The organism is Vreelandella sp. 162(4c), assembly GCF_058152265.1.
Window position 1 is genome coordinate 175,082 of record NZ_CM176981.1, and the last position, 21,344, is coordinate 196,425.

Genomic DNA, 21,344 nt, shown 5'->3' on the forward strand with positions numbered 1-21,344 from the left:
ACGAAGTGGATTGGACTTCAAATCTGCAAGGATTGGCCGGCGGTATACTCATCGGCATTTCCGCTACCTGGTTGATGGCCACGCTAGGACGTATCACCGGTATCAGCGGCATCGCCGGCACGCTGGTGACGACGCCTCCAAAGGGCCACAGCGCTTGGCGGGCCGCGTTCTTGGTTGGCCTGGTCACCGGGCCTGTTGTGCTCGTTCTGGCGGGAGGTGGTCTGGGAAACGTGGTGGGACAGCCCAATGAGGTTATTGGTGATCCCGCCGGTGGCGTGATGCTGATGTTGATTGCGGGGCTGTTGGTGGGTGTCGGGACAGGGCTCGGCAGCGGCTGTACCAGTGGTCATGGGGTATGTGGCCTGTCACGTCTATCGCCGCGTTCGATGGCGGCTACCGTCACGTTTTTGCTGAGTGCCATGGCAACCGTCTATATCACCCGACATGTGATAGGAGGTGGGGCATGAGAACCTTAATGGCTTACGCCGCAGGGCTCTTGTTCGGACTCGGCCTCGCCATTTCAGGCATGACCGATCCGGCGCGTGTTCTCAGCTTTCTGGATATCGCCGACGAATGGGATCCTACCTTGGCCTTTGTACTGGGCGGGGCCGTCATCACTACCTTCATCGGCTACCGGTTGGTGTTGCGTCGGAGCAGCCCTTTTTTTGGTGATAAATTTCAACTACCAACCAAGCGTGAACTCGATAGCCGTTTGCTCGGTGGGGCGGCGCTCTTTGGCATTGGTTGGGGGCTTTCGGGCTACTGTCCAGGTCCTGCCATCGCCTCGGTCGTCGGACTGAGCACGCCTCTCGTCGCGATGCTTGTGGCAATGATTGGCGGGTGGTGGTTAGCAAAGCGGTTCTCAGGCAGCCGCTGACCAGCGCTTGAGCTTAAACCACCGCTTGCTAAGAGTGAATTATAGAACTAAAAGTGTAGATCTAGATTAGCGTTAAGATTGCTAGCTCTTGGTTAAAGATATCTTTGGACATATTAACTTAAGGATAAGGAGGTCACATGCTGCCTTCAACGACTTCACGCGTTGAGCAGAATACTGCCGAAAGCATCAACCAGCATATCCGGCGGCGCACCGAAGACAACATTGCGTACTTCGCCCAATATCCTCATGAAATTGAGCACCGTCTGCATGAGCTCGACCATGAGTGGGATATTGAACGCACTCTGGAAGCGAACGCGGCTACCCTGAGCTTGGCTGGAGTGGCCCTTGGGGCGTTAGTCGATAAGCGATGGTTCCTGTTGCCTGCGGCGGTAACCGGCTTTCTGCTGCAACACGCATTGCAAGGATGGTGTCCACCCATTGTTATCTTCCGTAAACGTGACGTACGCACTTCAAAAGAAATTGACCAAGAACGCTATGCGCTTAAAGCCTTACGTGGAGATTTTTCCCAATTAGAAAGCGTTTCGCCGGCAAGCCCGCATGACCGCATGCATGAAGTGCTGGACAGAGTAGAACGTTAAGAGCGCTCCCGCTTATCCAAGCGAATGCTCGTCAGGCCAAGCAAGTCCGACCCTTAGCGGCAGGACCAAAATGTACATGCCAAATCACCGCTCTGCTCTCCTTTATTAAGAGAGCAGAGCTTATTTCTGCACGCTACACCTCCCCCCAGTGTCTTTCAGTCCGCTGAGTAATGTACTTACCCTGCTCAAGGTTTATGTTTACGTGCTAAAACAGCTGTTCCTGGCACAACTAGAAAGTGGAATACTGCGCAATCATGCCAAACAACGTAGCGCTGTTTGGGCAGAGTTGTATGAGTGGTAATATCCACGAACAATTATTCCACAGTGTTTGAGACTGTCTCGAAACGTTGCTTGGTTGCTTGGATTGCTTCGTTTGAAATACCTAGAACACTAAAATTCTGATAGCCAAGTTTGAGAAGATCATCGGCTAACGCAAATTAACCGCCGCCCACGTCGATAAATAGCCGCACTGTGATCTGGTGCAGCTTGTTGAACGAAATGCAATGACTGTGCAAGGTGTGAACAATGCCAGCTGACTTTTCAACGCCCTCTCAAGATTCATAGTGTCGTATGCTTAACAGGTATAAGACTGCCAACTCATTTATTGAGTTGACCCGCTGGCACGTTCATTTGGGTTATACCGCATTTCATTCACGATCTATACCCTTGAAATCACGTGAAACTAAATACAGCTCGGCAGCAAAGCATCAATATCGTACCGGCTGCATAACACTGTCGAACCAACATGCCTAATTGGCCGCAACTTCCGCTTTGGGTCGAAATCTGCCTTAAGCAGCTCTCTATACCAGTCCAAAAGCGTGGCGAAACTGCATAGCACGCTTAGGCGTCTCTATCACCAAAATAATCATCCGTCGCCACGAGCCCCAGGCGGTCATCTGTATTGAAGGCTTGATCTCTGTCACTATCTTCGCTGAACAAATTTTGTACGCGGCGTTCTTGTTTGAAGTAAGCCAACGTGCTGAAAAAACAGCTTTCGCAAAGGTGAACTTCATAGCGCTCGCCGTCGTGTTGAGAGCCATAGCCCCAATGTGCCTTGAGGGTGGCGTACTCAAGATTTTCCTCTACTACACGTGTTGTGGTTAGGCAGACATCGCACACCACATCAGTGACGGCCTCGACTTCTACTTTTTCAGTCACTTTCATTGCTATGCTCCTCCCCTACCGACCATGTACTCACTAACATGGCATGTGCAATGCGTGCCTATCTCGGCGGATGCTCATCACCTGATTGGGTGGCTGGAACAGGCTCTTCCACCTGCATGGCTTCCCAGTCGTCAGCGCCTACAGGCTCAAACGGCAGCTCATATTTGCCGACCGAGCCCTTAAGCCGCTGCAGAGGGCCACCGTCTGCTTTTATATCACTGGACTCATTAGATTTTTGCATCTAAGTGCCTTCTGCAGTGCGTGCGAAACCATGAATGCAGTATCACGGTAGACTCATTAACCTTAATCCACCCCAAGCGCTTTGACCACTGCATCAATCGGTTCGGCATAGAAGCTGGTTTGGAACTTGGTGAACAGCTCTCCGGGGATGGTAGGAATATCCATGGCGCTGCTCATGGGCAGAGTGACGCGCTTGCCACCGGCATCAAAGGCAACCTGCAGGCATTCCGCTAGACTTTCGACGGGTTTCAAGCTGCCCCCTAGACTCATGTCGCCCAGCACGACCATTTGGCTCTGAGTAGGTTTACCTACCAGGCCAGAGGAAAAAGCGACTAAGCTTGCTAGCGAGAGATCACGCAGCACGCCGCTATTTTGCAGATCGACCACATGAAGGTGGAAATCATGCTCCAACACCTTGCGGGCTCCACTGATACGGCTGGCGTTGGCCTTGAAGTAATCGAACGCCATTTTGACCTGCTCTTTGGCGGCCGTTGAGTTCCAAAGCCCTGACATCGCCAGCTTGCCGCTGCCTGCGGTTACCTGCATTTCGATGCGATAAACCCCCGGCATGCCTTTATCGCTGAGGCCAATGGTATGCACCACCCCTGGCTTGCCCTGGCCTTCTGGAATTAGGCCGCCACCGCCCTGCTCTTTCACCGACACAAAGTGCTCTTCCAAGGTCTCTTTGTCGATGTAGCTGAAATGGACATCGTAGAACTCCATGCCGCCAATCTTTTTCAGCTGCTCCTTGACGCGGCGGCGTACCTGCATGGCGTATTCCAGGCAGTCCCGTACATCGTCTTTCATGTATTCCCCATGGGGAAACATCAGCTTCAGCAAGCCCGATACCGTTTTACGTACCGCGATCACGTCACGCTGGTTGAGGTTGTCGCCCAGAGAGAAGTAGCGATCAATCGCATCAGCGAAGCTGCGCTTGCGCATCTCACGGAAAAATTCGGCTAGGTAATCGACGATAAACCCATAGCGCTGAGTGAAGAATGAGGGCCGCATCTTGGGGATTTCCCAGCCGGGAATATAGGCATGGAAGCGGTCAAAGAAGGCAGCATCAATCATGGCATCGGGGAATGGCGTCAATAGGTGACTGGTTTTCACCAGCGACTCCACGCTTTGATTGATGTTGCCGACGAACACCATCGAGGCTGAGGCTTCCATCTGTTCGCGCCCACGGGCAAAGGAGCCAGAGGCCATGTAATCCTTCATGATCTGCACCCCGTCCTTATCCTTGAACGAGATACCGGCCACTTCATCGAACGCCACCAAATCCCACATACCCACCAGGCCAATGCGCCGCGAGCTCATGTTGTAGAACAGGTTAGCCACCGTGGTTTGCCCGCCGGAGACCAAAATGCTGTTGGGTGAGCACTCTTTGTAGATATGGCTTTTGCCGGTGCCCCGTGGCCCTAGCTCGCAGACGTTATAGTTGTTCTCGACAAATGGAATCATCCTGGCCAGCAGGTGCCATTGCACGTTCTCATCCAGCTCGGCAGGTTCCATACCAATCGAGCGAATCAGCACTTCACGCCATTGAACATTGGTAAACCCACGCCGCCCTTCAAACAGCTCGTCCATATTCATGTGGGGCATCTGAATAGGCTTGAGCAGGCTAACGCCAAACGGCGAGCTTGTTTGCCCCTCTTCGTGAAAGTAGCTGAGCGTGGCGATCACCCAAATACCGCCTACCAGCAGCTTCTCGTGCTCTTTAACAATACCTGCAGAGATTTCGGCATCCTTGATGCCCAGGTTACTGAACGCCGCTTCATAGCGATCTTTCTTCTCATTCAGACGCACCGTGACACGATCAATCACCTTGAAGCTGCCGCGCTCACGCACAATGGATTTTACTTTCTCCGCTTCATCCGGCCGAACGTAGTTATCGGTCAGAATCGCTTTGACGTTTTCCAACCCCTTGGCAATCACCTCGGTATCGTCAGAGGCGCAGTACATACCTAACAGGTACTCCAGTACGTAAACAGGCACGTTTGCGCCCTCTTTCACGCGCTGGGTGAGATCCTTACGTACCACGCGGCCCGCAAAGTGCGTGTTGAGCATCGTATCCAGATCGGCGTCTTGGAGGGCGCCGGTCACGTGCGTGGCGGAAGATGAGTCAAAATCCATGTGGGCGGTCACTCCTAAACGACGAAAAAAGCACAATGCACAAACATAAAAGCTTCCCAGCTGATGACGGGCCTAGAAAAAATCATCCGTAAACGCGAGATCAATCACCACCCGGTAGCGCTCCCGCTCGGTGCCCAGGTCTTTATCGCGCAGCACTAGGAAGTAGTCATTCTTGCGGTCGAATGACGTGCCTGATAGCGAGAGGCGCACCGACTTCATGCGCTCGTTCATATTGTCGCTTGCGCTATCGAAGGTCACGATCTCTTCACTGGAGACCACCTCGCTGCCCGCGTAAATCGACACCGACAGCGTGACCGGGCGGAGGCGCTCGCTCACCGCTTCGGTTTGCAGCAGGTCGAAGCGCTGAATGTTATTGACCATCTTCAGCGATGCCTTGGGTGAGATCACTTCCACCTTGCGGCTAGTGCGCTTTTCTACCTTCTCGCCCCGTAGCTGCTGAACGGTGAGCACGGGCACCACAATTTCCTGGGGCATAATGCCCCCGTGTACAAAGCGCGCCCCGCCGACAAAGTGAAAACGGTGTGCGCCTTTGGGTATCCAGAACTGGGTGTCGCAGGCGGTGCCTGCCGTATCGCGGGTATGGCCGTGCCACACGCTGGGGTTGTCGGGCAGCGACTCGCCCAGCACATAGCGCTTTTTGCTTTTGAAGGCCGACGTTGGCTTTTCTGACAGCGCCGTGCGGTCGGTAGCATCCAACGCGCTGCGCTGGAACAGGAAACCATGGTCGGCGGTGACCAACACGGTGCTGGTGTTCAAGTGCATGAGAATTTTACGGGTCAGCTGATCCAGTTCATCAATGGCATCCTCCACCGCTGCGAACGTCTCGCTTTCGGTGTTAGCGGCATCCCCACGGGCATCTACCACGTTGTGGTACACGTACATCAACTGCACGCCTTTGATCTTTTCGCGCCCCTCTTCACGGCTCCAACCCTTTACCTCATCGGCGGTGACGGCTAACGCCTCCCCGCCTAGCGCGGCTTTAAGTAACTTGCTGCGGTTCGCCGTGCCTTGGGTGGATTGGCCATTCACCAGCACCGTATCGCTGCCCGGCTGATAGCTGAGCTCTCGGTGCGGTAACAGCGAGGCCATCCCCAGCGTGGTGTAGCTAGGCACCACACCTAACTGGCTTTTTAACGTCGCTTCACTGTAGCGCTTAGCATTAATGCGCTCACGCAGCTCTTCCGCCGCCTCATAGCGGAAAGCATCACTAATCACCACCACCACACGCTTTTGGCGGCTAGCGGCTAGCTGGGGCTGCACCCAGTCACGGTAGAAATGCTGCTGGCTGGGGATATTGGGTAGCTTCCAGTGGGTGAGCCGCTGCTCGGCTTCTACCCGCTCGCTCCAGTTACGGGTGAGCTGGCCCAGGAACCACTCGTCATAACAGCGCTCAACGGCGGCATCCAGGTTTTTTAGCAGCTCAACGCCAGTGGCATCAGACGCCACGGCATAATGGCGATAGGCGGTATCAAAACGGTAGAGGTCTGTTTGGTACGCGTGATAAAGCGCTTCAACGCTCTCGTAATGAAAGCCTTTGGCATGCTGATGACGCAGGCTAAACAGCGCAATCGCCGCCGTCAGTGCGGCGTACAGCTGACGATAGCGCTCGCGGCGGGCATCGTTTTTATGCCGAGATGCCCAGTAGCCGTCCAGGCGCGCCACAATGATGCTGTCGAACAGCTTCAGGTCGCGGGCATCCGCCGAGGGAATCGCCTGGCAGAGATCGACAATGATCTGCTTCTCCACGACCTCAAACGTCGCCACATGGCTTAGCTGCTCTAGCGGCACACCCTGCAGCTTGTCATCAATGCGCTGGGCATCCGCCACCCAACCGGAGATCACATCGAACGCGGGGTAAAAGCGCGAGCTATCCCGCCAGCGAGTGAGCAGCGCCCGCGAAGATGCACGCGCATTAACAGAGGGAATGGCCACCTGACGCGCCCAGTCAGGAATATCAGAAATGCTCTCGCAGTAGCCGGTAATCAATAACCGCAGCATTAGCTGGCCGAAGTTAAGCGGCGCTTCGCCGCTAAGCTCTGCTTGACTGGCGGGGTAACCCACTTCGGCTTGCAGGGCGTGCACCAGCGCAGGCACCAAGGCGTACTTTTCCGCTTCAATCAACGCCGCTGGGTTCGTCTCTAACCCCAGCTCATTGGCCACCGCTTCTTCAGCCAGATGAAACAGCAGCGTGGCAACATCGAGGGACGTTGCCCCGACCACCACGGCCAGCATCGCCAGATCCAGCTCATCTTCACTGAGGGAAGGCGTAACCAAACGCTTCAGGGCCTCAATACGTTTGCGGCTGGCTAAAAACGCCTGCCGCTGCGCCAAGTGCTCGCGCAGCACATGGCGTGTTAGGCCCAGCTCGTTGAAAATCATCGAAACGCGGTCGGCGTAGAAGCGGCCAGAGTACAGCTTGATATCCAACAGCCAGTCATCTTCTGGGGCTGGCTCGGCGTAGGGAAAGTAGAGCAACGTGGGCATTTCCGGCTCCTCCAGCTCCAGGCGTAGCTTCACGCCAAGGGTAGACTCCCCCGCCATATTGATCACCTGAACGCCTTCCAGCCCAAGCTCGCTAAGCGAATCCGCAAAGTGGCCAGGGGCGTCGTACCAGAACACAATCCGGTGGCGGTCGGTGAAGAAGGCGTGTTGTAAGCCCTGCTGGAGTTGGTCGAGCTGCATCTAGCCTCCTTGCCGGTTCATGATCAAACATGACGGCTCGCCTGAACCGGCAAGCACAATATAAAATGAAGGAAATACTAACATGCCCTGTCTAATACAGCCGGACTCTCCCGCTAAATCCCGGCTTCATCATTTTCTCTCCTTCACAAAGCCTGATAATACTCGCGTATCCTCTACGCCATCAGCTTGCAGCAGGCGGCGATCTTGTACGGATCAGTTCTTCGCTAAAGCGACAAAAAGTCGCAGATTTTAAAGCTCGTAAACCTTTTGACCAAAATAATCCGCCAAGAAGATTGGGAAGGCACTCAACACAGCCACTTCCCCATTTGGCAAGTAATTATTTATCTGAGTACTAGCAATAGAAGGTTGACTGACTCGGGTGGTAATACCGTATTTACCGCTAACTATACCATTGGCTTTCCTCATATTAACGTCTACCAAACCTTGCCAGAGAAGCTTATCTATTTTCTTTGCATCTCGATACTTTGGATTTCCGCGCTGAGACGACAGTCCTTTATAAATCTTCCCTTTACAGCGCGAAACATCAACTGTAAGAGCTAGATAATCTTCATGTTTATCTATATCTCTCAACGCTTCAACCATAGGGTAACTGATAAAAAGCTTGCCGTTCTCTGTTTCGTTATCAAATAACTCAAGCATCTTACATAGCTTCTCATCGCTATAAAGATTGTCACAGGGCTCCATATCAAAGAAAAGGTAGATTTGAGATATCTGATCACGCCTTAAGCCAGCTAAACTCTCTTGTTTTTTTGCAACAGAGTTTAACTCTTTAATAATCTCAAAAGGATCTAAATCCTCATCTTTTACTATCGCCTTGTAAAGCTCGTAAATATCATTCTGAAAGCAGACCAAAATATTACTTTCTTCACCACTGAAGAAAACTTTTGCAAGGCTATTAAAATAATTCGGCTCAACCTTTTCTCCTTCAAACACAAACAACGTCCGTTCCATTAGCTAGACATGCCTTTGTAAATTTTTTCTAGATTATGTGCCTTTCGTAGCTCTTTATTCGTAAGTGCGGTAATGGGCTTAATATCTTTATCCAATACGAAATAGCAATCTGGCCTGAGCAGGTCGTTACTCATGACACCTGTATTATGAGTGGTCATAATAGTTTGACAATCCGAATCAGCAACTTTTCCGACAATAACGGATGCCAATGCGTGATGATAGAAGGCATCAAACTCATCCATATAGGCAAAGGTGACTTCTTGACTTTGAAAGCGCAACCACCAGAAATAAAAAATACCCAGAGCTAAGGTGCCTGTAGAAGCCACGGAGGCAAACTCTAGCTTTCTTCCTCCAAAATTAAAATATATGCTTTTATCGCCATCATCCTTAACATCAACATCAAGTGAACATTCAATGCCAGAATCATTCAAAAAATGTTCAAAGTCCTCAAGAGAGCCTGAGCTAATAATCCTTTCCGAAAGCCGCGCCTCGCTTAGCTTCTTACCAATATATTCACCCGTGCGCGCCGAACTAAGTGACCGGAAAAATACCATCCCCTCAATAAAATCAAACAACGCATCAAACGCCTTATCCGTGGCGGATTCTTCAGAAAGCGTATTGCTATGAACATACTTTAATAAAGATATCTGAGAGTCGCCAACGTCCTTTTTTAGATTGCTTGCTCGTTGAAGGCAGATGCTAGCGTGCTTTGATACACGCCGATCAATGGCAATAACTTCTTCGCCGTCAATGAGTAAATTTTCATAAACCAACTCTCTTAGTGACTTTTTACCATAACGATACTCAACATTAACTCCTTCAAAACGAAACTCAAAAACAAATTCAGCTAGCTCAACGCCTATTCCACCATTTAAGTAGTTATTTTCAAGGTTGAGATTTTGGTGGTTGTGGGAAGAGTCGATCAAGTGAAGCACCGGATCAACCATGGCCAAGCCAAGATTGGATTTACCACCTCCATTAGGCCCATAAATCATGCCATGCTCGACAATACCATCCTTCACTGCATTGTCGTTAAACGCATACTGCTGGCTGGTCATGTCAAACGTAAGCCAATCCGCAAAGTTTCGGAAATTTTTCACAGCAAATTTATGCAGCATGGTGCCCCCTCAAGATAGTAATCTGATCATCATAGCAAGCTCTGATGCATCCGTAAAAAAACTACGGCTACTGGCACCAGTTCTGCCCTTGACGTTCAGCCCATACCTCATAAAGCCTGGTAATACTCGCGGATCATTTCGGCCATCAGTTTGCGACGCGCCGCGAGAAAATCTCGGTAGTTGTCAGAAGTGACGGTGTCCAGAAAGTCCGGAATAGCGTTCTCTCTCAGGTTAGCTTGAAGGTCTACCAGATGAGTGATTTCACCTAACGTTAGCTCACCGGTGTCACATTGTGACTTTACCTTGGCCATATAGGTTTGCGGGGGATAGTCTTTAATAGCGATATTGATGGGTGTTTCCGTCAGCGCAAAGTTGGCTACTTGGTTGTAGTCACCCTGTTTTGGGAAGCCATTCTTAATCAAATAATTTTTAGGAACAATATGATGCATATCACCATGCCCTTCGATCATCTGAGCAACATTTATCGACTTCGACAAAAACCCACGGACACCCTTGCTAACTAGCGCTGCTAAGTAAATTTGGAACGCTGGACTACGCTTGCTAGGTGATACCAGTTCCTGCAACAAGGCCACTTTCCAGAAGCCATCGCCAAGCTCTGATTCTTCCAGAATGCGCAGGTAGCTATCAGCGCCGTGTTCGCTAATCCGACGCAGGTCGGTTTCCCAGGTTGATTCAAAACTACCCACTGCACGGCCGGTGAGTAGTGTCATCACGAACCAACGTTTGACGATACGCGCCCGCTCGCCCTCGCTCATCTGGTCGTCGTTGCGCAGCCGCAAATACAGCGCATAGGCGAAGTTCAGCGCGTTCTTCGAGCCAATCATGCTAGCGTCGATAAAGCCCGCCGACTTGATCATCATCACAAAGCGTTCAAGGTGAGTTTTGCGCACCAATTGATCCAGCGCGTCCGAAAACCGCGCATAAGCAGCGGGGATGCGGCTTTCATCAATCTTGCGGGTTTCTGGATCGAGACCGGAAAGCTCGCTGACAATCGCTCCGGCCTTGCCACGGCTGAAGCCCACCAGCCCCGCAATGCGGATCACATCGGTGTATTCTGGTTGAAACAACTCATCTGACTGGCTTTTGAGCCACTGGATCTTGTCCAAGTGTGGCGAGGCGGCAAATTCTTCATCGTTAGCGCGGATGTCGTCGAAGGCGTGACCGGACACAGTGAGATGGCAAAAATAATCGATCAGCTTGCGCAGGTTACGCCCTTCATCGCCATAGGTGGCGATCTTGCTCATGACGAAGTCGGCGCTGGAAAGTGGAACGCCCTTGGCGTTGATACGCACAAATATCTCAGCGACCGTTTCCACATCCAAATCATCGTTCAGAGATATCACACCGACCTGGGCGTGTTCAATACCTGCGAGCTTCGCTACCGCAGCCTCGACCTGCCCCTCATCGACACCGGGGTTCTTGTCAAAATAGTGGCGTAGAAAGGTCAGCTGGCTAGTGCCCGAGAAAAACTCGCTAATATCGTGAATCCACTGGCTGCTATTACTGATTGCCGGGGTGCGTGTAGCAAACTCCTCGGTCAACGGGTTGAACGCGATGGCAATGCGCTTTTTCTGGTAGCGCTTGCCCACCACCGGCTGCCCAGCCACCGCTGCACGCAGTGCTGTTACCCGCTGCTGGCCGTCAATCAAAATCTGTTGATGAGCCGCCACGTCTCCGCCTTTCAGCTTGGCGCCTACTGACTGCCAAGTGATCAGGTAGCCCACCGGATAGCCGTTGTATAAAGAATCCATCAGGTCACGCACCTGGGATGTTTTCCACACAAATGGCCGTTGCAGCTCCGGGATGGCAATCTTGTCGCTGCGCACATCCGCCAGCACTTGGCTTACTGCGGTCTGTTTTACTTCATATTTGGCCATGCCTGATCCTTGTTGCGCTTGTATTGTTACCGGATAGCTTTATTCATGTCACCTAGCGCGAATAAAGCTTTCAAAAACGATTTGATCTTAGATGCGTGTGATTTTTCCGGCTCGTGACGCTAGCCATCTTTAGAGTGGAGACTGATAGCTCTCCAGCCATACTTATTTTTCGCTTTATCAAAAGCGGCTACTGCAACGCCCTTCGTTTGGCAGTTATCTGGTTGTGTAGATGCCAGCGATGCATAAACAAATATATCGCCATTTACAAAGCCAAACCCTCTATCGGTAACGCTTAGTGTGCCGTCAAATAAACGAATATCAGGGGATTCAAAATGGTCGCTAACCTTCACTGACACTACCTCGGGTTTATCTGAGGATAAATCGCAGAGCACCTCAAGGGGAGTGCCTGGCTCAGGAAAATTACGCTTGGGAAAAACGCCTTTTCTCGCAGAAAGTGTTAGATCACGGGATACGTAAATATTAGCGCCTTTTAAAGAGGCATGGACATTTTGCAGAATGCCGGCATAACGCTGTGGCTTGGCAATGGTGTATTGCTCCGCACCTGCCGATAAGCTCCGAGTGATTGCATCTAAGTCACTGTAATCAACTGAGGCATCGAACCAGGGGGATGAGGTCAACGCCAAGATATTATCCCGGGGCGTCCATCCATTCTGGCTGTATATCTCCAACAGCTTACTCAGTGCCTTAGATGCGTTCTCGTTCTCTCCGATCTCATGGAATCGTTCGGCGATCTGAAACAGGCCTTGGGTGCTGAACTTTGGGTCATGGGCAGAAGATAATCCATTTGCCAGAAGCTTGATTGCAACGTAAGGCTCATCTTCATAAGTCTTCGCTAGGCCAAACCAGGCCCATGACTCATTGCGCTTACGTTGAAGAACTGTCAGATATGCGTCTCTCGCCTTTTGCAGTTCATCAGCCTGCAAATAGATTTTGGCCTTGTCGTATGCCAACCAGACCTTTCCTGCAGGTGAATCTTCCGCTACTTCTTCAGCATATTTGAGAAACGCTACGATCCGAGGCGCTGACAATGTGCTTCCTTCGCCTTTAAGCAGGTAGCATGCAGCAACCATTCTGGCCAGCTTCTGAACGGTGCTGGGTGATTCGCCTTTGTCAGTAACAAAGGGCTTATGGTCGTCAGCATGAAATAGCTTGCTCCCAGACATCAATATAAAGGAGCAAATAGGTTCACAAAATTTTCCGATCTTGTTAAAAAGGTTCCATAACCTGAAATCAAAGTTATCGCTCGGCAGGGTCAGCTCCAAATCAAATATGCGTGAAGCCCACAGATCGATCGCCTGTTGTTCAGATGGTCGCGGAGTATTATCTTTACGTGATTTGATAGGTTCCGCTATCAATTTCAGTGCTGCATAGATCACCCAGAATAGCGAGCTTTTCAAGAATTCATTGTGCTTATCTTGCTGTAACACCTGATAGCCGGCCTGCCAGGCTCCCTCTAAATTATTGTTTGATTTGAGCTCCCTGATATCGTCAATGATACTCATGCTAGGGCCTCCATAGCATTAGTAAAGCGAGTGATCGCTTTTTCTGAAGTTGCTCGGCAAATTCGGATGGAACTAACCATACCGCGTTTATCTGCATTGATATGTACATCTACAGCGTCTTCGCCTCCTACAAATACCAGTTGAAGGAGATAAGCACTTTCGCTGGCATGAGCAAGGCTGAAACCATGAGGCGTCAGTTTTTCTAAAACTGCATCAAAGGCGTCTTGCAGAGCAGGACTTTGGGCTTTAAATGGCTCAACAATTAGCTTATCAATGATTGCTTGATCTTCTGGATTACCACTGATGAAGACCTTTGTGGTGATGATTTTCTTCTTGTTGTAGTGAAGGCGTACGGCGACATCAGTTTGCTGATCTCGCTCAATGAATTTTACTACCACCTGAAATGGATACTCGTTCCACTCTCCAATGCCCCATGCTGATTTCTCAAGACGCTCGCGCAAAGCCAGCAGCAGTGGCAATAACTCGGGATCGCTAAACCCTGGGGGTGGAACTATAGACGCTTCTTGCTCTTTCGGCTGCCGATCAGAGTCGTAGAATAGTCCTGCATTGACGGCAAACGGCCCTACTCGGAGATCATGGGCTCGGCTAACTGTGGCGTAAATCAAGGGTGTGAGGGCAGGCATCTGTCGAACGACCAGCTGTTCTTCAGCGATCGTAGAGGCAGTGTATAGCCAACGAAAATAGTCGGCATTGTCAGGTTTCCCACCCGAAGAGCTGCGGGATGCGTTCACCCACACGCAGCGCCAATGTCGCCCCTGAGCTCTATGTAGCGTCATTACATGCGCAGGACGAATCAGAGCAGCAGTAGCATAACCCTGGGCTTGTAGAATCTTGTATTCGTAACGGTCATAGCTTGCACGGGCTTCCGCGTAGGCCTGATCCTTCTTATCTGGCAGCCTTGCCTTCTGTTCAGCTAGCGATGGTTTGGCAAGCTGACGGGCCAATACCTGTAATGCAAGCACTTGGTCTGTGGTCAGCTCAGGACGCTCTGCTTCGTAGAAATCTATAAGATAACGGAACGTTACCTCACCGACACCGGGTAAACGACAGTGAGCAAGCTGGAAGTGCAGGTAGGTAGGCTTGCTTCTTCCGCGTAACTCCACACTATGTGTTTCAATACCCTCGTCGACACCGTCAATAAGCGCTATTTCGCCAGCACTTATCCAGCGCAGTTCAGAGCTCGCCCAAGTTTCAGAATCAGCAGTAATGATCGGTGTACGGTTGTAGAAATCGACCCTATCCCTGATACCCAGTCGTAATGGACTTGTGTGGCCCAGAATTCTGGTTTTAACAGCAGCGTTGATTTTGCGGTTTTGTTCATGAGTAGCACAAAGCAGAGTAGATTCCGCGCACACATTACTGACATCTGGCTCCCAGTTAGTCTTGTTTCCCTCATGCTGTATCTGCAATCGTTTTCCGACAACACGGGGCAAAGAGTTGAACCGAGTGTTGATCACCCGGCTGACTAGGTGGGATTGAAACTGACTTAACGCATCTTGCGGATCAGGCACAACCTGCTCGGACAATAGCTCCCCCACTACAGACAGCTGCCGATGTTCCAACAAGCTATCGGTCATCAGGCTACGCTGCTGCGAGCCACGCGGAGTCTGGTATGGGTCGCCGATAACCACAAATGGGGCTTTATACGACTCTATTACTGACAGAAAATCCTGAATCAAGTGACCAGAACCATAGCGCCTGTCGGTTGTGTTGAATTCTTCGTCACTCAGCAGGTGTGCATCAACAAGAACAGGAATCTGTCGTGGCGACAACAAGCCTTGTTTTATTTTGTGAACACCGATTTTGCGGTCATTTATGACCTCAAAATTGTCTGGTTCACGGCTATATAACCAAGTGTATATTGATGTGGGCTGTGCCTGCGAATGATGATAAGTGCCGGATAACCGCGCACTCGGATTAAGAAGCAGCACTTCGTATCCAGCAGCGCCAATTTCCTCTACTACGTGGGGAAATAGAAAGCGCTTCCCCGTTGAAGCCATACCAGCTAAACGGAATAAGCCGGTCGCATTCTGTAACCAGTGACGTAACTGCTGTAGGAGCACGCTTTGATGATGTGTGAAGGCAACGTTTATGCTCGTATCTTCCAGCCTTTCACCCAGTAGTCTCACGTCGGGTACGCCAGCTGGTTCATAGTGCTCAATACCCAGCTGCTTGATCATTCGCTCGATACCTGTCGGGGGTAGCGAAATCTCCTTGCTCACTATGGCGTCCAGATCCCTAACAAGCTGACGTTCATCAGTGATATGAAACCAAGGCTTGATGCCACCGGGCAGGTGGCCTGCATCAAACTCTACCGCTCCCTCAAAAACGACCAATGCTGCAGTATGCCGCCAGTTACAAGCGGTATTGAGATCAGTCATATTGCGACTAAGAAAGTCGATCAGGGCATGTTTATTGATCGTAAGCTGGCGTAGTGGGTTAACGCTGGCACCGCCTTTAACTTCCACACTATGGCCGGACTCATCAGTCATCACCCATGGTCCACTTTCAGAAAACGCCAGGGTTCCACTGTACGCCTTGAAATCAATAATGATCAGCGCGTTGGGCTTTATGAGCAGCGCATCCAGTTCCCGGCCACCAACGTAAAAATTGGCTAACAAGTGCCAGTCTTGATCGGTAGACAGACAATGCATGCAGAGAGCATCGTACAGTCGATCGAACGCCTTGTTTTCATGCGTGTGATCAAACTGCCTGCCGCGATATGCCTTCAATGCCATCCTTGCAATTCCTTAATTTGAGGCAAAGGTATGATTAGCCTGCCTTTTCGCCCGTCACAGCCTTCACTTCCGCCAATAAATCCCCGAACTTCCCGTAGTTCACCTTCACCCCGTCATCCAGATCCAGCGAGATACGCTGGTCGGCGTAGTGGCGGAGTTTTTCGTCGAATTCGGCCAGTTCAACCTGCTGCTTGTGCAGAGTGGCGATTTCTTTTTCCAGGCGCTTGGTTTCAGCGGCTGAGGTGCTGGCTTCTTTGTCTTGTTCCAGCTTTTCAGCGTAGGCGTTGAGCTTGGCGCTGAGCGGGATGACGTACTCCGTGCGCATCCGTGCCAGTGTGCCTTCGTTGTAACGGTGCAGGTAGACCAAACATTCAAAGGCTTTGTATTTACCGGAACTGAACAGCCAGTAGATGGGGCGTTTTTTGTACGTCCGCAGGTGGTCCTCGAAAAACTGGGTGCTCAGGTAGCGGCGGATGGTATCGAGGTCAGATTCACCACGCTTGTATTTGATGGCGTGCAGACAGAGGCCTTCTGCTACGAAGTTCAGGTTTTCCTGTAAATGCTCGTCACCCCAGACCACGCGGACAAACTCGCGGAAGCGGTTGGTGGCGTCATCGGCGAACCATTCCTGATCGGTGAGTGGCAAGATAGCATCTTCGTCCGGGACAAAACTCGGTGAAGGGATCTGATGGAGATAGTCCTGAAGATTGTCGCCTTGGCTGGCGAGGATTATACCAGGCTTGTCCAGTGAGTAACGGCCCATCATGCAACCAATTGTGTAGGAAACAAGCTCCCGTAAAGTATCGCACCGCATCAGAGCTTCAAGCTCTTCTTTGCTGCGTTTACCTCCGTAACGGTAGTGTGCATTAGAAGTGAGAGTGATATCCTCAAGCATCACTGCAGGTTCAAGCTCACACTGTAAGCCATATGCATTTATGCATAGTTGGTTGTTCTCTTGCTCTAAGGTTTTAAGATCCAATGAGACTGATCGCCAGTGTTCTGATTGAGTCAACCAAGCCGCCTCAATTGTGTCAAATGACTGACTTTTATGAACTAGCGGGTTAACAAGAAACCCCCACGACGTCTCGTATGAATCCCAATCCAGCTTTGCTATATCAACCATTTTTTTTATGATTTCTGTGCTTTCCACCCGAATATAGGGTATGCCTTCAACATCTTGTTTCTGAAAATTAAAGGTGGGGTTAATTACTTGAAGGAACTTTTCTCCGAGTTTGGAGTTAAGGATCGACATTACGTTTAAGCAACAATCTTCTGCAAATATTCCGGGGCCCGCGTCGGAGAATAGAACACCTTTATCAAAGTATCGGAAAGATAGTTCGCCACCGCCTACTCGCGACCAAGAAACAAATGATTTGAAATACCATTTCTTTTCCCTGAGACGAAAATCGGGGCTCCTATTTTTAATATTCTCGCCATCGTTTAGAAAATCGATAACGTGCTCTGCATTACCATACCATTTTCGAAAGCTTCCCCCTTTATGAAGTGGCAGCCACTTTATTGAGGGGTTAACTTCTTCGGAGTTTTTCAAACCAAACTGGATACAGGTCTTTGACACTTCAAACCACAGACGAAGAAAAAGCTCATCTCGTCCTGTCCGTATTCCAGGACAAACCGGAAAATAATCAGATATAGGCTTATTTTCACTAAAAGTCCTACTCATATTAGGACTATTCCAATATGCAATGACTTTCCCGGGAAGTGGAATGAAGTCCGAGGTAGACGCTCGATAAAAATTCTTCGTCCTCTTTTCTCTTACTTGCTGGCCCATGCCTCGCCCTCATAACAAATTCGGTGATGACCACACTGTGTGGATAGGGGTATATATGAGCGTCACTCAATAGCCTCAAGCAACAGCTTTCGCTTCTCCGCCTCAGACTTGGCATCCACCAAACGAATGAATGCGCCCGAGTAATTGGGAGAGGCTGCGTTTTCGATCACGAAAGCCGTTGTGGAGACCACTTCGCCGCTGATGCTATCGAATGCCCGGCTCCCCATGTGCGCCATGGTGATGATGGTGGCATTGTGAAGTAGCCATTCCCGGAGCTTTTCGTAGCTGGATAGAAACATCCACGACTGCATGTTGATCTGCGCGTTGTATCCGTTGGGTCTGAGCAGTGAAAAAGCTCGCTCCATAAAGATCGCGAAGAGATCTGACTTGCTGTTTGGGTAGGCGTTTTTGGCGTAGTCCTTCAGCGCCTTATTCATGCCTTTACTGCCCATATACGGCGGATTCGCCACCACAGCGTCATAGCGCTGCGCCAGTAACCAGGCTTGCTGCACTAACGGTACTAACCGCTGGGCGGCGCCCTTTTGCATCATATCGCCGCTGTTGGTGAGTTCGCTCAGTTCCTCTAGCAGTGCTTTCAGCGGCACTTCCCATTCGTTGGGCACTTCAATCAGCGAGCCGAAGGTTTTGGCATCTTGGAAGCGCTCAATCAAGTCGGCCATCAGCTTGTAAGTGGCGTCGTTGCTGGAAAGGTCTTGCTGTTCACTATCAAACAGGCTCTGGGACTGCCCCTGGTGCCAGTCACCGGTGAGGTTCAGGTCACGCCATAGGGTATTGGCATCCAGGTATTGGCTGCTTTGCATGGCCAACACGTTTAGGCGCACGTTGCGGGTTAAAATGCGGCGATCGTCTTCACGGGCTTTCATCAACAGGGCAAAGCCCGCCAGCTGGGCGGCGCGGTCGTCGATATCCAGGCCGAACAGGTTGTTTTCCAGAATCAGCTTAGGGATATCGCGGGTGCGGTAGCCACGCTCTTCGTAGATCGCCTTCAACACGTTGTAGGCTTCCACCAGAATGTGGCCGGAGCCGCAGGCGGGGTCGAGTACCTTGATGGTTTCAGGGTCGAGGCTGGCCGGGGTGATGGCGTCCAGCTGGGCCTGTACCTCGGGCTCCTGCTCGGCGGGCTCGATGTAGTACGGCATCTCGGCCTTGAGCGTTGATGTGGGGTAGGTTTGCAGCCACTGGCGGCCTACCGAGTTCTGCACCAGGTATTGAACGATCCAGTTGGGGGTAAACAGCTGGGTGGCGGCGGGGATGTCTTCGCTTTTCACCACCTTGCCGATTACTTCGTCCTTCTTCTCGCTGATGTAGAACTGGTAGAGCCAGCCAATCACCTCAACGTCCTGCCAATCCTCTTCGGGAATGGCTTCTACCAGCTCGCGGATCAGCGAATCTGTTTTGGTCAGGTTGTTGGGCAGCAGTAGCTCGCTGGCGTCGTCCAGCGGCTCGAACAGAAACGGCATGGCCTCATGCAGGGCGTGGCATTGGGCCAGCAGCAGCTCGCGGTAGAGGGTTTCATCCTGGGTGCCGTCGAGCTTGAGTTCGCGCACGCGGGCGATATCCAACCCTGGCAGGTCTACTTCTAAACACTCATCCAGAATCTGGAACTGCCCGGCTTCGCCCCCTGCCCCACTTAGCACGCGGCGGCCGTGGTCTAGGTAGCCGTGAATTTCCATATAGCGAATGGCGCACAGGCGGTTGAACCAGCTATAGGCGGCCTGCTCTATCGCTTGGCTAAAGCCATCGCTCTGCACCCACGCAGCCAGCGCTTCCCGTGCGCCTTTCAGGTGGGCGGGCACGGTATGGGTTTGGCCATCCTGGGCAGTCATCACCAACACATCGCCCTTTTGCTCTAGGGGGGCAATCACCACACCGCCTTTGCCATCCGGGCTAATGCCCATCCGGGCCGCTTGACGCGTCATGGTGTCGATAAAGCGGGCGCGGGCTTGGGGGGCGTATTTTTTGATGTTGGCGGTGTTCATGTTAAATCCTTGAAAGTGTCTTGCAAAAAGCGCTGGCCTTTAGGCGTTAAGCGGTATTGTTGAAGGCGGCTATTGGGCTTTTCGGGCAGCGTCATTTCAATAAGCTGCTGCTGGCGTAAATTGCCTACTTGTTTATTGAGTTCACCGGAAACGCCCTTATGGCCCAGTTCACGCGCCATGGCTGCTTTCCCCAGCGGCTCCTGCCGCAGTATCAGCAGCACTCTGGCTGCCAGCGCTGACTCTAGCCGTGACTCTAGCCGTGACTCTAGCCGTGACTCTGGCTGAACTGACTCAGTCTGGGACCCTGGGGCTGGCTGCTGGATCGAAACCGGCGCGGCCAGCCGAATACTCAAACGCACGCGATTGGCAATTTCTTCAATATGCGGTTCTGGTAGCCCTTGGGCGTGAGCTTCCGCGAAAATACGCTTTACACCGCTGCCCCACTGCTCTATCAGCCCTAACTCTCGAAATACGCGGGCAATCACTGGGTTACGGATCATGGAAACGCCGCGTTTCATGTCTTCAATGGTCATGCCGGGCATCAGTAGCCCTGGGCTTTCAATCTCGATACGGTCGTCAAAAAACGCAATGCGTATGGGGCTGCCGCGTTGTGAGTAGTCACTGTGTACCAAGGCGTTAATAATCGCTTCACGCAGGATGGTCAGCGGGATACTCCACACATCGCGGCGACGCATGGCGCCAAACTCTGCCTGCTTGAAGGCATGTTTTTTGAGAAACAGCTCGATGTCATCAACTGCTTGGGGTAGCGACGCGTGAATGTCGGCTTGATCAAAAATCTCGACCTTGTCGGTGCCGCGAAAACGCCCGCACTGAATCCAGGCATCTTCAAAGTGCCACTGGCGCTCGCGGCCAAACAGCAAAATGCCTCCCACGCTGGGTACCAGGCGGCCTTGGTACGGCACCAGTAGCCGTAACGTGCATAGCTTATTGTCATCAAGTGGTTGTTCGCTGCGAAAGGCTTGCTGTATGGCGTTATGATCAAGATCATCACGGCTCAGCTCGGGCATGGGCTGAACATCAAACGTAGTGCCGCTCGCTTGGCGCTGCATTTCTTGGATGAGCGCCAACCCCGCCTGCCGATTGCTGGAACCGAGCCGCACCAGCACACCGTTTTCTTCGCCAAGCGCTTTGAAAAAGTGTGGGCGTGCGCTACTCAAAAACACCTCAATACACACCAAGGTATGTTCGCCTACGCTCACCAGTTCAATATTAGGCAGTAGCCGGGGGTGAATGGCATCCGCGATCATGCTGGTAAGGCGCTCTTCCATATCCAGCGGATCATCCACGCCTAGCACGGTGCCATCATCGTCAACGCCAATGATCAACTGGCCACCAGCCGTATTGGCAAAGGCAACCAGGGTTTTCATTAGCGGCTTGGGCGATGATAGGTCGCGCTTGAACTCAAGCTGCTTGCCTTCTGGCTCGCTTAGGCGCTGTTCAATGGTCGCGGTGGTCATAGGTGTCTCGTTGACTTTTCATGTTTCTTTCCGCTTCGCTGTCCCGCGTCCTAGGACACGGGACGGCAGTAAACAGGCACATTGCCCG

Annotated in this window: 15 protein-coding genes; 3 read left to right on the plus strand and 12 right to left on the minus strand. The window is 51.6% G+C overall.

Translation table 11 applies throughout. The features are described 5' to 3' along the window. The first annotated feature begins 5 nt into the window (after positions 1 to 5). From AC4EYZ_RS00805 to AC4EYZ_RS00815, 3 genes are all read left to right on the plus strand, one after another. A complete protein-coding gene (locus AC4EYZ_RS00805) occupies positions 6 to 467 on the plus strand; it encodes a YeeE/YedE family protein (RefSeq protein ID WP_041158400.1) in 462 nt (153 codons plus the stop codon). Beyond that, positions 464 to 877: a DUF6691 family protein gene (locus tag AC4EYZ_RS00810; protein WP_041158399.1), complete on the plus strand. Its 414-nt coding sequence runs from the start codon at positions 464 to 466 to the stop codon at positions 875 to 877. Before AC4EYZ_RS00805 ends, AC4EYZ_RS00810 begins: the two co-directional genes overlap by 4 nt. Positions 878 to 1,014: 137 nt before the next feature. Next, positions 1,015 to 1,476 (plus strand): DUF2892 domain-containing protein, encoded by a 462-nt coding sequence (locus tag AC4EYZ_RS00815; protein ID WP_041158398.1) that lies wholly within the window; start codon positions 1,015 to 1,017, stop codon positions 1,474 to 1,476. 840 nt (positions 1,477 to 2,316) lie between these two features. Here the strand turns inward: AC4EYZ_RS00815 and AC4EYZ_RS00820 are convergent. The 12 genes from AC4EYZ_RS00820 to AC4EYZ_RS00875 all read right to left on the minus strand — a co-directional run bounded on the left by AC4EYZ_RS00820 (position 2,317) and on the right by AC4EYZ_RS00875 (position 21,256). Beyond that, positions 2,317 to 2,640, minus strand: a complete 324-nt coding sequence (locus tag AC4EYZ_RS00820) for a hypothetical protein (RefSeq protein ID WP_041158397.1) — start codon at positions 2,638 to 2,640, stop codon at positions 2,317 to 2,319. A gap of 58 nt (positions 2,641 to 2,698) precedes the next feature. Further along, positions 2,699 to 2,881 (minus strand): hypothetical protein, encoded by a 183-nt coding sequence (locus AC4EYZ_RS00825; protein WP_041158396.1) that lies wholly within the window; start codon positions 2,879 to 2,881, stop codon positions 2,699 to 2,701. Positions 2,882 to 2,943: 62 nt separating this feature from the next. Then, positions 2,944 to 5,016, minus strand: coding sequence for a protease Lon-related BREX system protein BrxL (gene brxL, locus AC4EYZ_RS00830; protein ID WP_052475612.1), 2,073 nt, complete (start codon positions 5,014 to 5,016; stop codon positions 2,944 to 2,946). A gap of 72 nt (positions 5,017 to 5,088) precedes the next feature. After that, complete coding sequence (pglZ, locus tag AC4EYZ_RS00835; protein ID WP_041158395.1) at positions 5,089 to 7,719, minus strand: BREX-1 system phosphatase PglZ type A; 2,631 nt, start codon at positions 7,717 to 7,719, stop codon at positions 5,089 to 5,091. 249 nt (positions 7,720 to 7,968) lie between these two features. Next, the gene (locus tag AC4EYZ_RS00840) at positions 7,969 to 8,673 is read right to left on the minus strand and encodes a hypothetical protein (RefSeq protein ID WP_141224402.1); all 705 of its coding nucleotides are present in this window, start codon (positions 8,671 to 8,673) and stop codon (positions 7,969 to 7,971) included. 17 nt (positions 8,674 to 8,690) lie between these two features. Further along, the gene (locus AC4EYZ_RS00845) at positions 8,691 to 9,809 is read right to left on the minus strand and encodes an AAA family ATPase (protein WP_041158394.1); all 1,119 of its coding nucleotides are present in this window, start codon (positions 9,807 to 9,809) and stop codon (positions 8,691 to 8,693) included. A gap of 107 nt (positions 9,810 to 9,916) precedes the next feature. Continuing rightward, positions 9,917 to 11,707, minus strand: a complete 1,791-nt coding sequence (locus AC4EYZ_RS00850) for a GmrSD restriction endonuclease domain-containing protein (RefSeq protein WP_041158393.1) — start codon at positions 11,705 to 11,707, stop codon at positions 9,917 to 9,919. A 119-nt stretch (positions 11,708 to 11,826) separates the two neighbouring features. Beyond that, positions 11,827 to 13,230: a tetratricopeptide repeat protein gene (locus tag AC4EYZ_RS00855; protein ID WP_041158392.1), complete on the minus strand. Its 1,404-nt coding sequence runs from the start codon at positions 13,228 to 13,230 to the stop codon at positions 11,827 to 11,829. After that, positions 13,227 to 15,989, minus strand: a complete 2,763-nt coding sequence (locus tag AC4EYZ_RS00860; RefSeq protein ID WP_235270496.1) for an NERD domain-containing protein — start codon at positions 15,987 to 15,989, stop codon at positions 13,227 to 13,229. Before AC4EYZ_RS00860 ends, AC4EYZ_RS00855 begins: the two co-directional genes overlap by 4 nt. 34 nt (positions 15,990 to 16,023) lie before the next feature. Beyond that, positions 16,024 to 17,778 carry a BREX-1 system adenine-specific DNA-methyltransferase PglX gene (gene pglX, locus AC4EYZ_RS00865; RefSeq protein WP_141224404.1) on the minus strand — a complete coding sequence of 585 codons (1,755 nt, stop codon included), beginning with the start codon at positions 17,776 to 17,778 and terminating at the stop codon, positions 16,024 to 16,026. Positions 17,779 to 17,840: 62 nt separating this feature from the next. Next, positions 17,841 to 19,778, minus strand: a complete 1,938-nt coding sequence (pglX, locus tag AC4EYZ_RS00870; RefSeq protein ID WP_052475610.1) for a BREX-1 system adenine-specific DNA-methyltransferase PglX — start codon at positions 19,776 to 19,778, stop codon at positions 17,841 to 17,843. Continuing rightward, positions 19,775 to 21,256, minus strand: coding sequence for an AlbA family DNA-binding domain-containing protein (locus AC4EYZ_RS00875; protein ID WP_041158391.1), 1,482 nt, complete (start codon positions 21,254 to 21,256; stop codon positions 19,775 to 19,777). The genes pglX (AC4EYZ_RS00870) and AC4EYZ_RS00875 overlap by 4 nt, the downstream gene beginning before the upstream one ends. Positions 21,257 to 21,344: the final 88 nt, after the last annotated feature.